General features: G+C 69.0%; 11 protein-coding genes. 3 read left to right on the plus strand and 8 right to left on the minus strand.

Going from position 1 to position 13,451, the window contains the following annotated elements:
* Positions 1-39: 39 nt before the first annotated feature.
* Genes pgaD through pgaA form a run of 4 tightly spaced genes read right to left on the minus strand, consistent with a single transcriptional unit; the run spans position 40 to position 6,320 of the window.
* Positions 40-486 (minus strand): poly-beta-1,6-N-acetyl-D-glucosamine biosynthesis protein PgaD, encoded by a 447-nt coding sequence (pgaD, locus tag ACVN9Z_RS17265; RefSeq protein ID WP_054505533.1) that lies wholly within the window; start codon positions 484-486, stop codon positions 40-42.
* Entirely contained in the window at positions 483-1,820 is a 1,338-nt protein-coding gene (gene pgaC, locus ACVN9Z_RS17270; RefSeq protein WP_054505534.1) for a poly-beta-1,6-N-acetyl-D-glucosamine synthase, read from the minus strand. Before pgaC ends, pgaD begins: the two co-directional genes overlap by 4 nt.
* Positions 1,817-3,850 (minus strand): poly-beta-1,6-N-acetyl-D-glucosamine N-deacetylase PgaB, encoded by a 2,034-nt coding sequence (gene pgaB / locus ACVN9Z_RS17275; RefSeq protein ID WP_054441545.1) that lies wholly within the window; start codon positions 3,848-3,850, stop codon positions 1,817-1,819. The genes pgaC and pgaB overlap by 4 nt, the downstream gene beginning before the upstream one ends.
* A gap of 7 nt (positions 3,851-3,857) precedes the next feature.
* Positions 3,858-6,320, minus strand: coding sequence for a poly-beta-1,6 N-acetyl-D-glucosamine export porin PgaA (gene pgaA, locus ACVN9Z_RS17280; RefSeq protein WP_458212425.1), 2,463 nt, complete (start codon positions 6,318-6,320; stop codon positions 3,858-3,860).
* A gap of 605 nt (positions 6,321-6,925) precedes the next feature.
* Between pgaA and ACVN9Z_RS17285 the strand changes: the two genes are divergently transcribed.
* The gene (locus tag ACVN9Z_RS17285) at positions 6,926-8,155 is read left to right on the plus strand and encodes a sensor domain-containing diguanylate cyclase (protein WP_049054638.1); all 1,230 of its coding nucleotides are present in this window, start codon (positions 6,926-6,928) and stop codon (positions 8,153-8,155) included.
* Here the strand turns inward: ACVN9Z_RS17285 and ACVN9Z_RS17290 are convergent.
* Entirely contained in the window at positions 8,145-10,052 is a 1,908-nt protein-coding gene (locus tag ACVN9Z_RS17290) for a S9 family peptidase (RefSeq protein WP_370445616.1), read from the minus strand. The two genes, ACVN9Z_RS17285 and ACVN9Z_RS17290, sit on opposite strands and share 11 nt — an antisense overlap.
* A 163-nt stretch (positions 10,053-10,215) precedes the next feature.
* On the opposite strand from ACVN9Z_RS17290, the gene ACVN9Z_RS17295 reads away from it, so the two are divergent.
* Positions 10,216-10,671: a BPTD_2524 family lipoprotein gene (locus ACVN9Z_RS17295; protein WP_006386616.1), complete on the plus strand. Its 456-nt coding sequence runs from the start codon at positions 10,216-10,218 to the stop codon at positions 10,669-10,671.
* 60 nt (positions 10,672-10,731) lie between these two features.
* Here ACVN9Z_RS17295 and ACVN9Z_RS17300 read toward each other — a convergent pair whose 3' ends face one another.
* On the minus strand, positions 10,732-11,157 hold the full coding sequence (locus ACVN9Z_RS17300) for a PaaI family thioesterase (RefSeq protein ID WP_006386617.1): 426 nt from the start codon (positions 11,155-11,157) through the stop codon (positions 10,732-10,734).
* 170 nt (positions 11,158-11,327) lie between these two features.
* On the opposite strand from ACVN9Z_RS17300, the gene dinB reads away from it, so the two are divergent.
* Positions 11,328-12,410 (plus strand): DNA polymerase IV, encoded by a 1,083-nt coding sequence (gene dinB / locus ACVN9Z_RS17305; protein WP_006386618.1) that lies wholly within the window; start codon positions 11,328-11,330, stop codon positions 12,408-12,410.
* A gap of 2 nt (positions 12,411-12,412) precedes the next feature.
* Here the strand turns inward: dinB and ACVN9Z_RS17310 are convergent, their stop codons facing one another.
* Entirely contained in the window at positions 12,413-12,874 is a 462-nt protein-coding gene (locus tag ACVN9Z_RS17310) for a GatB/YqeY domain-containing protein (protein ID WP_006386619.1), read from the minus strand.
* A 108-nt stretch (positions 12,875-12,982) separates the two neighbouring features.
* Positions 12,983-13,423, minus strand: a complete 441-nt coding sequence (locus tag ACVN9Z_RS17315; protein ID WP_047992931.1) for a hypothetical protein — start codon at positions 13,421-13,423, stop codon at positions 12,983-12,985.
* Between the last annotated feature and the right edge of the window lie 28 nt (positions 13,424-13,451).

The raw sequence follows: 13,451 nt of genomic DNA on the forward strand, positions 1-13,451 counted from the left end.
CCGTGACGGCCGCCCGCGCGCTCCGGGCGCTATCCGCCCTCAGGCCGCCGGCACGGCGGCCAGGCGCGGGCGGGCCGCCTCGATGGCCTGGATCTCGCCGTCGCCGCCATGATGGATGACGGCGACGCGGGCGGCGCGCAGTTGGGCGATCTGGCGCGGCGTGACGGCGAAGCTCAGCGCCAGCCGGTGATCGTCCAGCGGCGCGATGGGCTGGCGGCGGTCCTTGCCGCCGAAGCGCAGGTGGTTGTAGGCCGCCCACAGCACCAGCACCGCCGTATTCAGCAGGGCCAGCACGGCGTAGCTGCCGAGCGTCTGCAGCGTCGGCAGGAAGGTCGGCCAGAGCGGCGCCTGCGGCCCGCTGGCCGCGCCACGCAGGATGGCGACGATGCCGGCGCCGAACAGGTAGACGAAGGCGAGCCAGCCGACCGCGGTCAGCAGCAGGTCGAACAGATAGCCCGCGCGCGAGCGTTTGGTCGTGATGATCATGATGCGTCCGGTGATTTGATGCCGCGGTCGGGGCTGGTCCAGCGCGCGCGCTCGGCCTGCTTGCGCAGCATGACTTTGGGGAAACTGACCAGGGTGGTGAGCAGGCTCACCATCCAGTAGGCCAGGGGATACCAGATGACCCAGTAGAGCGCGCGCCACAGGCCCGGCTCGTAGCGGCGGTCGATCAGGATGCTGATGGCGAACTGCAGCAGGCACACCATCGCCAGCATCATGCCGGTGAAGGCGGGCGGCATCAGGCTGGCGATGTGCATGTTGTTGGGCAGCGTGACGAACTGGCTGATCACCCACAACAGCACCGACACGCCGAAGGCGAAGGCCCAGGCGGTGGACAGGCAGAACTCCAGCATCAGCGGCCACAGGCGGCGATGGCGCCAGCTCCAGATCGAGCGCAGGTTCTTCAGGAACACCTCGGCGCCGCCCTGCGCCCAGCGCAGGCGCTGCTTCCAGATGCCGCGCAGCGTCTCGGGCATCAGGATCCAGCACAGGCCGCGTGGCTCGTAGAAGATCGACCAGTGGTCGCGCTGCAGCTTCCAGCTGATGTCGATGTCTTCCGTGATCATGTCCAGGCTCCAGTAACCGACCCGGTCGAGCGCGGCGCGGCGGAAGGCGGCGACCACGCCCGACACGGTGAAGACCTGGCCGTAGACGCGCTGGGTGCGCTTGATCAGGCCGATGATGGAGGAGAACTCGCCCACCTGGACGCGGCCGATCAGGGTCGAACGGGTGCGGATGCGCGGGTTGCCGGTGACGGCGCCCACGCGCGGGTTGTCGATCAGCGGCGCCACCAGGTAGGCGGCGGCGTCCGGATCGAGCACCGCGTCGCCGTCGATGCAGACCAGGTATTCGCTGCGCGCGGCCAGCGCGCCCATGCGCAGCGCCATGGCCTTGCCCTGGTTCTGCGCCAGGTGCACCACGCGCAGGCGCGGGTGCTGTTCGGCCAGGCGGTCCAGCATGGCCCCGGTGCCATCGCTGGAACCATCGTTGATGGCGATGACCTCGATGTTCGGATAGCGCTGGTTGAGCGCGGCCAGCAGGGTCTCTTCGCCGTTGTCGGCCTCGTTGTAGCAGGGCACCAGGATCGACACCAGCGGATCGCCGGCCAGCGCCGGCGGCGCCGATCCGAGGCCCCACTGCCAGCGCCGTTCCCAATGCCACCAGAAGTACAGGCCGCCGGCCATCCACATGCCGGACATGAACAGCGGGTAGAAGAACACGAAGCCCAGCAGCGCCTGGCCGGTCAGCATCATGGTGAAGCCGAACGGCGCGCCCAGCACCGCCAGCAGGATAATCAGGGCAATCAGACGGTCGATCATCGGAGGGGATACCAGGCTTCGGAGATGGCGGGCCGGATGCCTTGCAACCGGGGCTGGTCTTGCGAGAAGTCGTCGGGGTAGTAGCCGAAGCTGCGGGCGCCGCGCAGTTGCAGGCGTTGCATCCAGCCGGCCAGTACCGCGGTGTCGACGGGCGTGGCCTCGGGGCGGCCGGGGCCGGTGCGCCAGTCGCGCGCCTGCAGTTCGAATACAGTCCGGTCGAGCGCGCCGGGGCGCCGCGCCACGGCGTCGACCAACCGGTCGAGCCAGGCGTTTTCCTGGCCCTTGGGCACGTTCTCCATCAGCGGCATGGCCATGGGGGCGGTCCAGTCGTAGGCGGCCAGGAAGTCGTCCAGGTTCTGCGCGAACCAGGTCTCAGACTGCGGCTCCAGGATCGGCATGGCGAAGATGTTGCGGGCGGTCTTGATCTGGGGCCCGCGCACGGCGCGCACGCGCTCGGTCAGTTCGGCCGTGAAATCGACCAGGGCGCGGCTCTTCAAGCGCGTCCAGCGCTGCAGCGTGTCCGGGTCGGCGCGCAACTGGCCGATATCGCCGGGCAGGCCGGCGGCGCGGTAGGCGGCCAGCGCGCCGGGGCTGGCGTCCTCGAAGTCGGACAGCACGGCGTCATCGTGGAACAGGATGCCATCGAAGATGGCATGGCGCGCCAGGTCCTCGTACAGGTCGCCGATGCGGGCGCGCGCGGTGGCGTCGAACGGCGACAGGCGGCGGTACTGGTCCGGATCGGGCCGCGCCTGGGCCTGGCCGGGCTGCCAGCGCGTGACGCGCGGGATCGAGGCGTCCAGGTCATAGGCCAGCACCGGCATCCAGGCATACACCATGACGTTGGCGCGGTTGTGCAACTGCCAGGCGGCGCGGTTGAACAGGTCGGCGCGCACCGGCAGCCAGCGGTTGGGGAAGTACACCGAACGCACCAGCCCGTCGCCGGTGGGATCCGAATACGCCTGCAGGAACACGGTGTTGATCTGCATGTCCAGGATGCGCTGCACCAGCTCGCCCAGGTTGCGGTCGGTCTGCGCCGGATCGGGGTCGTAGACGTAGTCCAGGTCGATGTGGGCGATCCGCATGAAGGGCGTGGCCTCCATGCCGACGACGCTGTTGGCGAACGGCTTGAGCGGCGGATCGCTGGCCAGCAGCATGCGCGGCGTGGACATCAGGCGCGCCAGCCGGCCAGGGCCGTCTTCCAGCGTGAGCGCCAGCTGGTAGCCGTTGTCGGCGGCGATGCGCAAGGTGCTGCCGCCCTCGGCGCCATAGGGCCAGACCCAGACGCGCGGCTTTTTACCGGTGACCTGTTCGATCTTGCGGCTGATGGCGCGCACGTCGCCGCCCATGCGGGCTTCGAACTGCGCTTCGCTTTCGTAGCGGCCGGTCTTGGCGTCGTAGGCGCGGATCGCCGCGGCCGGTTCGGTATTGCCTTGCGGGTTGGCCAGCGCGCCGTAGTGCGAGGCGTCGGTGTGCGCGGCGATCTCGACCAGGCCGGACTGCGAAATCGCGCGTACTTCAGCCCAGTTCAGGAAGCGTTGGCGCGGCTGCGGGCTGCCGCCGAAATCCACCTGCTTGTCGGCGGGGGTGTCCATCCAGGTGCCCACCGGCGCCAGCAACGCCGGCCAGCGATAGGCCTTCAGGATCGGCAGGACGCGGGTGTAGAAGCTGCGGTAGCCGTCGTCGAAGGACAGCAGCACGGCGCGTTCGGGCAGCGGCTTGCCGCCCTGGCGCGCGGCCAGGATCTGGTCGACCGAGACGGCCTGGTAGCCGTTTTCGCGCAGCCAGGCCAGTTGGTCGACCAGGCGGTCGGTGCGCACGCTCAGAAAGGCCTGGTCGGGGTCTTCGTCTTCGACGTCGTGGTAGGCCAGGGCCAGGAAATTTCCCTGTGCCCAGGGTTGTTCGGCGGGCGCCACGGGCCGTTCGGACGGCGGCGTGTAGACCGGGATGTCCTTGGCGCAGGCGGTCAGAGCCAGGATGGCCAGCAGCAGCAGGGCCGCCAGCAGGAGTCGGGTGGGTAGCTTGAGCAACATGGCGGTCTCAGAAGCGGTAGGCAAGGTCGAACACGATGCGCAGTTCGCGCTCGCGCTGGCCGTCGTACGGGCGGCTGATGCCGGTGACTATCGCGCCCAAGTCCAGCACGTCGTTGGCGCGGTAGCGCTGGCCATAGCCCAGGGCGATGACGCCGCCGGTGCCGTAGCCCTGCTGGGTGTAGGTGCCGGCGCCGATCGTGCCGATTTGTTCCCAGGCGGTTTCGTAGCGGCGGTACAGCGTGTGCGTGACGCGCGCGCCGGGCAGCACCATCAGGTCCGAGCGCGGGTTGTAGTAGGGCGCGTCGTCGCGGCTGTTGCGCTGGGTCGACAGGTCCAGCGTCAGGTCGGCCTTCAGGTGCGGCGCGGTGTAGACGCGCTCGCGCCCGTCCAGCCCCAGTTCCCAGCGCTGGTTGCCGTCGGAAAAGCGCGACGGCGACAGCGACAGGGTCCATTCGCGCCGCTCGTTGGCGCGCCAGCGCACGAAGCCGGTCAGGCGGTTGGCCTTGATGTCGTTGGTCAGCGCCCGCAGCGGGGTTTCGCGCGACAGCACTTCGCCCGAACCGCCCACCTGCCAGTGGTCGTCGATGTCATAGGCGGCCGACAGCCGCAGGCCGGGCTTGACGCCGTGGCCGTAGCTGTGGGTCGAGACTTCGCCTTCGACCGTCAGGTCGCGGCCGCGCCATTGCACGCCGGTGCGCAGCCAGCGGTAGTTGCCGCGCCCCTCCTCGAAGTCGCCGGTGGCGTAGCCGCCGCCGCCGAAGGCGCGCCAGTTGTAGTCGATGGGCGGCGAATACAGCACCGCGTCGATGCCGAAGTCGCCGTTGCCGTTGACCGGGCTGTCCGAGGCCAGGCCGCGGTAGCCGCTGATGCGCAGCTCGGCCTTGTTGTGGACCTCCCATTCGCGCGCCAGGCGGCGGCTGGTGAGGTTCTCGGGCGCGCGCGCCAGGGTGTCTGCCGACAGCGCCTCGGCCTGGCGCCATTCCTGCAGGTCCATGGCGGTGAAGCCCTGGCCGTTTTCGACCTGCAGCGCGCGCGGCGCCAGGGTTTCGGCCATCTTCAGTTCGCGTTCCGCGGCGCGCGGCAGGTCGCGGCGGCGGTAGACCGAGGCCAGGTCGGCGCGCAGGGAGGAATTGTTGGGGGCGTTTTCGACCATGCCGCGCAGTTGCTGCTCGGCGGCGGCGGTGTCGTCGGCCTGCAGGCGCGCGGCCGCCACCGTCTGCGCGCCTTCCAGCTTCAGGTCGTTGGGGTTGCGGGTGGCCTGCCCCTTGAAATACAGCCAGGGGCTGTAGCCGGCGTCGATGGCGTCGGTGACCGCGCCGGTCTGGTCGAATTCCTCGGCCTCGGCCAGCGCGTAGTACAGGCCGGTCTCGGTGCTGAGGCGGTCTTGCGCGTCGTCGTCGCGGTTGGCGCCATCGGCGCCGACCTGGCGATACAGGTCGCGCGCCTTCTCGGGCTGGCGCAGATACAGATAGGCGGAGGCGACGTCATTGAGCGCGTAGCGCGGCACCGTGACGTCCCGCGCCCGCAAGGCCTCGTATTCGCTGACCACGTCGGCCATGCGGGCGCGGGCGTGCAGCGCATGCAGGCGGTCGATGCGGGCGCGCAGCACGTCGTCGCGGGCGGCATCGCCCAGGGCTTCCCAGGCCGGGATCAGCGCCTCGTAGCGCGCCAGCGCGCGGTCGGCGATGACGAAGCGTTCGGCCTCGGTCCGCGTCGGCATGGCCGCCAGCCGCACCTGCTGGGCCAGCGCGTCGCCTTCCAGGCGGCGCAACTGCGCGGCGTCGAACAGGTCCGGATGCTGGCGCGCCAGATCCAGCGCCGGCTGCGCCAGCCGGGCGCGGCTCAGCGCGGCGATGTATTCGCGCAGCACGTAGGGCGTGCCGGGCGCGATCGCCAGCGCCTGGTCGGCCTGGTGCAACGCCTCGTAGGGCTGGCGCAGGCGGACGTGGACGTAGCTCAGCGCCAGGCGGGCATCGGCATCGCGCGGCGCGCGCCTGCTCCAGGCCCTGCCGGCGGCCAGGGCGGCTTCGGTCTGGCCGGCGTCGGCCAGGGTCATGATTTCGCCCGCGGCAAAGGCGGACTGGTCGGGATGGCGCCGCAGGCCGGCGCGATAGGCCGACAGGGCCTCGGGCCAGCGGCGCAGGTCGCGATAGGCGCGCGCCACCGCCAGCTGGATATCGGCGGGCAGGGCGAGGGAGGGCGACAGCGTTTCGTAGGCGGCCACGGCTTCGGCGGGGCGGCCGGCCCAGCTGGCGATCACGATGTGGTCGTACACCGCCTGGCGGCCGGCCGCCGCGCCTTGCTGGCGCAGCATGGCCAGCGCCGGTTCGTAGTCGCCGGCGCGGGCGCGCGTGATCAGCGCGTCATAGTCGGCGCCCGGCGCCGCCAGCGCCAGGACGGGAGCGAGCAGCGCGCACGCGGTGAGGGCCTGCAGTCTCGGCCCGGTGATCCGCCGTCGCGGGTCCGTCATCAAGGCGGGCGGCGCCTGGCGGCCTGCCCGGCCCCTGGGGGGCGTTGTTCTTTTCAGCATCTGTAAATACTTCCGCAGTTGCGATGAGGGCGCTCGTGGCTCCGCCGGCCGGACGCGGGTGGGCGTTGCCGAAGGCGCGGCGCGGACGCGGGAAGGCGCCGGCGGCGAAGGGGAGAGCGTTTGGGTATTCACTGCGCGGCGCCCGCTGCGGGGACCTTCGCACTCGCGCGAGGGAGTGCATGGCTAGTACGCGCCACGCCCGTGGGGCGTGGTTGCGGCACTTCTGATGGCGCCGTCAACAGGCCGAACTTTATGGCTTTTCGGCGAAATCAACTGTCAATTAGTGCAAAGGAGGGACCGCGGCCGCAGGCCTTGGCGTATTCTCTGCGGGCGTACCGCACAACCGTCGTGGCGGTATGGCCGGCATTGGGACGGATCCCGGTACGGAACGTTGTGCGCGCGACGGAAATGGCGCGATGGTGCGCCGTGCAAGTAACAAAAAACGTCAAAAGTGCGGGTCTGTAACGTGTCCTCGGGCCCGCATCCGGTGCAACAGTTGTTCCAAGCGACGGCGACCGCCCAGGAGGGCGCAAGCCGGCAAAAACATGACGACTTCACTATTTTTCCTGGTGTGGGGCCTGGCCACGGCCCTGGCGCTGCCCCTGCTGCTGCCGTTCAATGCGCGCCGGGTGCCGGGCGTGCGCGCGTTCACCATCGCCAACGCGTTGGCGGTGCTGTCGCTGCTGGCCTACGCCTCGGCCGAGATCCTGCCGCCGGCCGTCTATGTGATGGTGTCGAATACGTCGTGGCTGGTCGCGGTGAGCCTGGTGTACGTGGGCGTGCGGCAGTTCTTCGGCTTGCGGCCGCAGGTCCTGCGCGTGGGCGCCGCGGCCGCGGTCGGCATCGCGGCGATGGCGCTGATGCTGTACGTCACGCATGACCTGGTGGGCCGCATGATGCTGTTTTCGGGCTACACCGGTGTGCTGATGGCGGCCACCGGCGCCGTGGTGTTCCGCCAGCGCCGCGGTATCCGCACGCCTGGCGTGATCCTGTATGTGCTGTTGTCGCTGTCCGCCCTGGTGGTGCTGCATGCCTTGCGCGCCGGCGTCTATGGCAGCGGCTGGGCGCAGGCCGCGTCGTTGCTGGAACCGGCGCCGTGGGGCCTGTTCTTCATCGTCTGCGGCTCGGTGACGGTGCCGGCGCTGTTCCTGGCTTTGCTGCTGCTGATCCAGACGTCGCTGTCCGAACAGATGCAGGCCGCGCTGACCTTCGACAGCCTCACCGGCGCCTATTCGCGCCGCAGCATCCTGGATGAACTGGAGCACGAGCTGCAGCGCTGCGCGCGCAGCGGCGGCAGGCTGGCGGTGCTGGTGCTGGACATCGACCATTTCAAGTCCATCAACGACCGCCACGGCCACGCGGCCGGCGATGCCGCCTTGCGCCATTTCGCGCAGGTGGTGCCCAAGGCCGTGCGGGCCAGCGATCGCTTTGGCCGCCTGGGGGGGGAGGAGTTCGTCTTGCTGATGTACGGCTGTGATGCCGCGCACGCGCTGGTGCAGGCGCAGCGGGTCTGCGACGCCCTGCGCGATTCGCCGCTGTACCTGCAGGGGCAGGAATTGCGCATGACCACCAGCGGCGGCGTGGCCACGCTGCAGCCGGGCGATTCGGCCGATGGCATCCTGGCTCGCGCCGACCTGGCGCTCTACAAGGCCAAGGAGCTGGGGCGCGACCGGGTCGAAATGGCCTGGAGCGCACGTGCGTCGGGCCGCCCGCAGGCGGCCCGGGAGGAAGAGGCGGCCGCCGAGGCCGCCGAACCCGCCAAGCTTACGGCTTGAGATGTTCGATGAAGAACTTTTCCATGGCCGCGTAGAACTCGAATTTGTTCTCGTCGTTGTGGAAGCCGTGGCCTTCGTTGTCCTTGACCATGTATTCCACCTCGACGCCGCGGGCCTTCAACGCCTTGACCATCTGGTCGCTCTCGTCCTTGTTGACGCGCGGGTCCTTGGCGCCCTGGGCGATGAACAGCGGCGTCTTGATCCTGTCGGCGTGCAGGGCCGGCGAGGTCGCCGCCAGGCGGTCCTTGTCGCGCACCGGGTCGCCGACCATGTCCTGCATCTTGTCCAGCATCGGCTTCCAGTAGGGCGGAATCGACTTCATGAACGTGAACAGGTTGGACACGCCGACGTAGTCGACCGCGGCCGCGTACAGGTCGGGCGTGAAGGTCACGCCGGCCAGCGTGGCGTAGCCGCCGTAGCTGGCGCCGTAGATGCCGATGCGCTTGGGGTCGGCGATGCCCTGCTTGACCAGCCACTGGACGCCGTCGGTGATGTCGTCCTGCATTTTCAGGCCCCATTGGCCGAAGCTGGCTTCCCAGAAGGCGCGGCCGTAGCCGGTGGAGCCGCGGAAATTCATCTGCAGCACGCAGAAGCCGCGGTTGGCCAGGAACTGCACCTCGGGGTTGTAGCCCCAGCCGTCGCGCGCCCACGGGCCGCCGTGCGGGTTGACGATGCACGCCAGGTTCTTGGGATCGCGCCCGGCCGGCAGCGTCAGGTAGCCATGGATGGTCAGGCCGTCGCGGCTCTGGTAGCTGATGGGCTGCACACGCGACATGTCGGCCTCGGGGATGGCCGGGTTGATGTCGGCCAGCTTGCTGAGGGTGTCGGCGCGCGCGTCGTAGATGTAGCGCGAGCCCGGCGTGCGGTCGTTGTAGGCGGCGACGATGAACTTGTCTTCGTCGCGGTTGGCGCCCTGGATGGCGAACTGGTAGCCCTCGAGCTGGGCTGACAGTTTCTTGAACAGGGTTTCGGTCTCGGCGTCGAAGAACTTGTATTGCGGCTTGTCGGTCTGGTACGAGGCCACCGTCAGCACGCGGCGCTTGCGCGAGAAGCCGGCGGCGTCCAGGTCGACCGTGTCCGGGGTGAAGATCTCGTCTTCCTTGTCGGGGCTGGCCGGGTCGATCACCACCAGCGCGAGCTTGTCGCGGCCGCGGTTGGACAGGGCGTAGAACTTCTTGTCGTCGAAGGTGAAGAAGGCCGGGCTGACGCTGGTGCGGTAGTCGGTGGTGAAGAGCGGACGGAATTCCGAGGCTTCGTCGTCGCGGTAGAGCAGGGTGGTGTTCAGGCCGTCGCTGGTGACGGCGGCGCGCACCTTGCCGGCGTGGTCGGTCTGCCAGCCGACGATGTTGCCGGGGTTCTGCGCCACCAGCACGCCGGCGCCGGTGTGCACGTTGACGCGGTAGACGTCGAACACCTGCGGGTCGCGCTGGTTGTGGCTGATGAGGATGTGGTCGGGGTCGTCTTCGAGGTCGTCCTCGATGCTGGCGCGCACGCCGTCGTACGGGGTCAGGTCGGTGACCTTGCCGGTCTTGGCGTCCACCGCCAGCACGTGGAAGTTCTCGTCGCCGCCGAAGTCCTTCTGGTAGAGCACCACGTCGGCGCCCTTCCAGAAGAAATTGCTGATGTCGCGGGCCGACTCGCTGGTCAGCTTGCGCGGTTCGCCCACCGGCTTGCTGCCTTCCAGGGGCTGGACGTAGATGTTCATGCGCGGCGGCTTGCCGTCGACGCTGGTGGGCTGCATGAAGCCGAGGGTCTTGCCGTCGTCGGCCAGGCGGAAGAAACCGCGTTCCGGATTGCGGAAAAAGTCCTTCAGGGGGTAGGCCCGGGGCGGCTGCGCCGCGGCGCTGGCGCCCAGCGAGGCGCCGACGATACCGGCGGCCAGGATGGTGTGTTTCATGAATGAGAGCAAGGCATACCTCCGACGATTCCACCCGGCCGCGGGCGCCGCCGGACTACCGGTCGATAATGCCATAGCCGCGGCCGGGGTGTCGAACCGGCCGGGCCACTTATGCCGGTAGTCCGTTTGCGGGATAATCGCGGCTATCAATCTGGAGAAACACATGGTTCGGAATCTGGTCGCGGCCTCGGCGCTGGCCCTGGGCCTGGCGGGCTGCTCGCTGGGTATTTCGCAGAACGGCTCGTCGCCGCACAGCGAATTCAAGGCGCCCGTCGCGTTCAAGGACGCCTACGCCACCACGCTGCGCCAGGCCAACGCCTGCCTGCGCAGCACCGACGACGCCTATCGCGTGGTGTCGAGCCTGGACGAAAGCGCCCAGTCCGCCGTGGTGCGGGTGCTGGCGCCGTACAGCGACAGCGAAATGACCCGGGTCGACCTGAAGGCGGCCGGTCCCAAGGCCACCGACACCCGCATCGTGATGTGGGGCAAGGGCACCTGGGACGCAGCGGCGATGCGCGCCATGCAGGACGCGATCGTCTATGGCATGAGTTCGTGCTCCAGCTACATGCCGCTGGACCCGCGGCCGCCGGTCAAGCCGTCGCGCGATCTGCCCAAGTAAGGGCAATGGCGGGCCTTGCGGCCGCATCGGGCGACGGCGGCCGCAAGGCCCGCCGCCCGTTCAGTCGCCGCCCGGACGGCGGCGGATGATCTTGAAGGTGGCGGTGGCGCGGGCCACCAGTTCGCCGTCGGCGCGGCGGATGTCGCCTTCACAGAAGGCGATCGACGCGCCGCGGCGCAGGCAGCGCGCCTCGATCACCAGGTCGCCGGTGCCGGGCGACAGGAAGGTGGTGTTCATGTCGATGGTGGCCATGCCCTCGGTGGCATCGGCCGAGCCGCGCGCCGCGGCGCTCAGGGTGAAGTCCAGCACGCTCATCAGGGTGCCGCCGTGGACGTCGCCGCGGCTGTTGGTCAGGTCCTGGCGCCACGGCAGCGACGTGCGGGCATAGGCCGGCGCGATCTGTTCGGGCACCAGGCCCAGGAAACTCATGAAGGGAATCGCCAGGCCGAAATACTCGCCCGGAGCGGGAGTTGCGGTTGCAGTCATGGAAGCGGTCACGCGGGGAAGGGGAAAGATGGGGATTTGCCGGTCATAATATCCACTTTTACGCCGTTCGCCGGGCCCGGCCCCCGCGCCAGGGCGATTTTTCCGGTGACCGTACATTTCGCGCCCGCTTGCGCGCCGATGCGCCATCCGGGCACCCGTTTTCCACCGCCATGAGCGACGCCAGCCGCAAGATCGTACACATCGACATGGATGCCTTCTATGCATCCGTGGAACAGCGCGACAACCCCGAGCTGCGCGGCAAGCCGGTGGTGGTGGCGTGGACCGGGCCGCGCTCGGTGGTGTGCGCGGCGTCGTACGAGGCGCGCCGCTTCGGCGTGCATTCGGCCATGTCGGCGGTGCGCGCCCAGCGCCTCTGTCCGCAGGCGGTCTACGTGCCGCCCGACTTCAACCGCTACCGCGAGGTTTCGCGCCAGATCCGCCAGATCTTCGGCCGCCATACGGACCTGATCGAGCCGCTGTCGCTGGACGAGGCCTACCTGGACGTGACCGTCAACAAGCTCGGGCTGCCGTCGGCCACCGAAGTGGCGCAGGTGATCCGCCAGCAGATCCGCGCCGAAACCGGCCTGACCGCCTCGGCCGGCGTGGCGCCCAACAAGTTCCTGGCCAAGATCGCGTCCGACTGGAACAAGCCCGACGGGCAATATGTGATCCGCCCGTCACGGGTGCTGGAGTTCCTGCAGCCGCTGCCCGTGCGCAAGGTGCCCGGCGTGGGCAAGGTGATGCAGGCGCGCCTGGAGCAGTTGGGTATCCATACGGTGGGCGACCTGGCCACGCACGCCGCGCAGGAACTGGAGCATTACTTCGGCCGTTACGGCCGGCGCCTGTACGAGCTGGCGCGCGGCATCGACGACCGCGAGGTGCAGACCGACCAGCCGTTGCAGCAGGTGTCGGCGGAAACCACGTTTTCGGAAGATGTGCGGCTGGAGGCGGTCGGCGAGGCCCTGGACCGCATGGCCGACAAGGTCTGGAGCCAGGCCTTGAAGAAGGGCGCGCTGGGCCGCACGGTGGTGCTCAAGCTCAAGACCGACCGCTTCCGCATCCTGACGCGCAGCCAGACCAATCCCAATCCGCCGGCCTCGGCCGCCGAGCTGGCGACCATGGCCCGGCTGCTGTGCGAGCGGGTCGACCTGCCGGCGCAGACGCTGTACCGGCTGGCGGGGGTCGGCATGAGCAATTTCGCCGATCCCCAGGAACAATCACGCCAGCCGGACCTGTTCGGCGGGGCGTTCTGACTTCAGGCGAGCCTGGCCTTGACCTGCTGCGACAGCGCGGTCATGTCGGCGCGGCCGGCCAGCGACTGCTTGAGCAAGGCCATGACCTTGCCCATCGCGGGCGCGCCGGTGACGCCCTGGGCGGCCACTTCGGCCAGCGCCGCGTCGATGGCGGCGGCCACTTCCTCGGGCGTGGCGGCCTGCGGCAGGAACTCCTGCAACACCACCAGTTCGGCCTTTTCCTGTTCCGCGGTTTCGGTGCGGCCGGCCTGTTCGAACGCGGCGATGGACTCGCGGCGTTGCTTGACCTGCTTTTCGATGATGGCGGTGATCTCGGCGTCGCTCAGGTCGCGGCGCTCGTCCACTTCCTTCTGCTTGACCGCGGCCAGCAGGAAGCGCAGGGTGGCGAGACGCTCGGTGGCCTTGGCGCGCATGGCGTCCTTGACGGCGTCGGAGAGGCGGGTCTTGAGCGTAGCGGTGCTCATGGGGAAACCTTTGTGTTGTTGCGTCAAAACGGCAGTGTAACCGTGGCCGGGCCTTCCCGGGGGCGACCTGCCCAGCGGCCGTCCCGGCGAGCGATCGTGCGGCTCGACTTACTTGATGAGGCTCAGGTCGCCGCGCAGGGCGACGCCGGCCACCATGGCGCCGGCGTGGCATTCGTAATCGGTCTTGCTGCTGTATTCGTTCTTGCGGTAGTAGCTGACAATGTTAGTGACTGCGTTGGCGCCGGCTTTTTTGGCCGCCTCGTGCAGGGCGATCACGGCCGATTGCGCTACCCACAGGCAGGCCTCGGCATCCTTCTTGGCGAAGGCATTGGTCTTGCGGTTCGTGACCACGCTGGCCTCCAGGACCTTGCCCTTGGGGCCGGTGCCCGCCAGGTAGAACTTGACGCTGCCGTCGATCTTGCCGGCGGCCTGGGCGGCCTCGATGGCCGGCTGCAGAGGCAGGTAGACAGTACGGTCCGCGGCCAGGGCTGGGGCCGAGCAGGCGAACGAAAGGACCAGGGTGCCAAACAGCTTATGGGAGACGTTCATGGGTGCGTTCCAAATGACGGGTTGAAAA

Source organism: Achromobacter sp. KK8 (genome assembly GCF_054188005.1).

Bases quoted from the DNA above. Each gene is read 5' to 3' on its own strand.
- pgaD (WP_054505533.1), bottom strand. From the start codon at position 486: ATGATCATCACGACCAAACGCTCGCGCGCGGGCTATCTGTTCGACCTG.
- pgaC (WP_054505534.1), bottom strand. From the start codon at position 1,820: ATGATCGACCGTCTGATTGCCCTGATTATCCTGCTGGCGGTGCTGGGC.
- pgaB (WP_054441545.1), bottom strand. From the start codon at position 3,850: ATGTTGCTCAAGCTACCCACCCGACTCCTGCTGGCGGCCCTGCTGCTG.
- pgaA (WP_458212425.1), bottom strand. From the start codon at position 6,320: ATGACGGACCCGCGACGGCGGATCACCGGGCCGAGACTGCAGGCCCTC.
- ACVN9Z_RS17285 (WP_049054638.1), top strand. From the start codon at position 6,926: ATGACGACTTCACTATTTTTCCTGGTGTGGGGCCTGGCCACGGCCCTG.
- ACVN9Z_RS17290 (WP_370445616.1), bottom strand. From the start codon at position 10,052: ATGAAACACACCATCCTGGCCGCCGGTATCGTCGGCGCCTCGCTGGGC.
- ACVN9Z_RS17295 (WP_006386616.1), top strand. From the start codon at position 10,216: ATGGTTCGGAATCTGGTCGCGGCCTCGGCGCTGGCCCTGGGCCTGGCG.
- ACVN9Z_RS17300 (WP_006386617.1), bottom strand. From the start codon at position 11,157: ATGACTGCAACCGCAACTCCCGCTCCGGGCGAGTATTTCGGCCTGGCG.
- dinB (WP_006386618.1), top strand. From the start codon at position 11,328: ATGAGCGACGCCAGCCGCAAGATCGTACACATCGACATGGATGCCTTC.
- ACVN9Z_RS17310 (WP_006386619.1), bottom strand. From the start codon at position 12,874: ATGAGCACCGCTACGCTCAAGACCCGCCTCTCCGACGCCGTCAAGGAC.
- ACVN9Z_RS17315 (WP_047992931.1), bottom strand. From the start codon at position 13,423: ATGAACGTCTCCCATAAGCTGTTTGGCACCCTGGTCCTTTCGTTCGCC.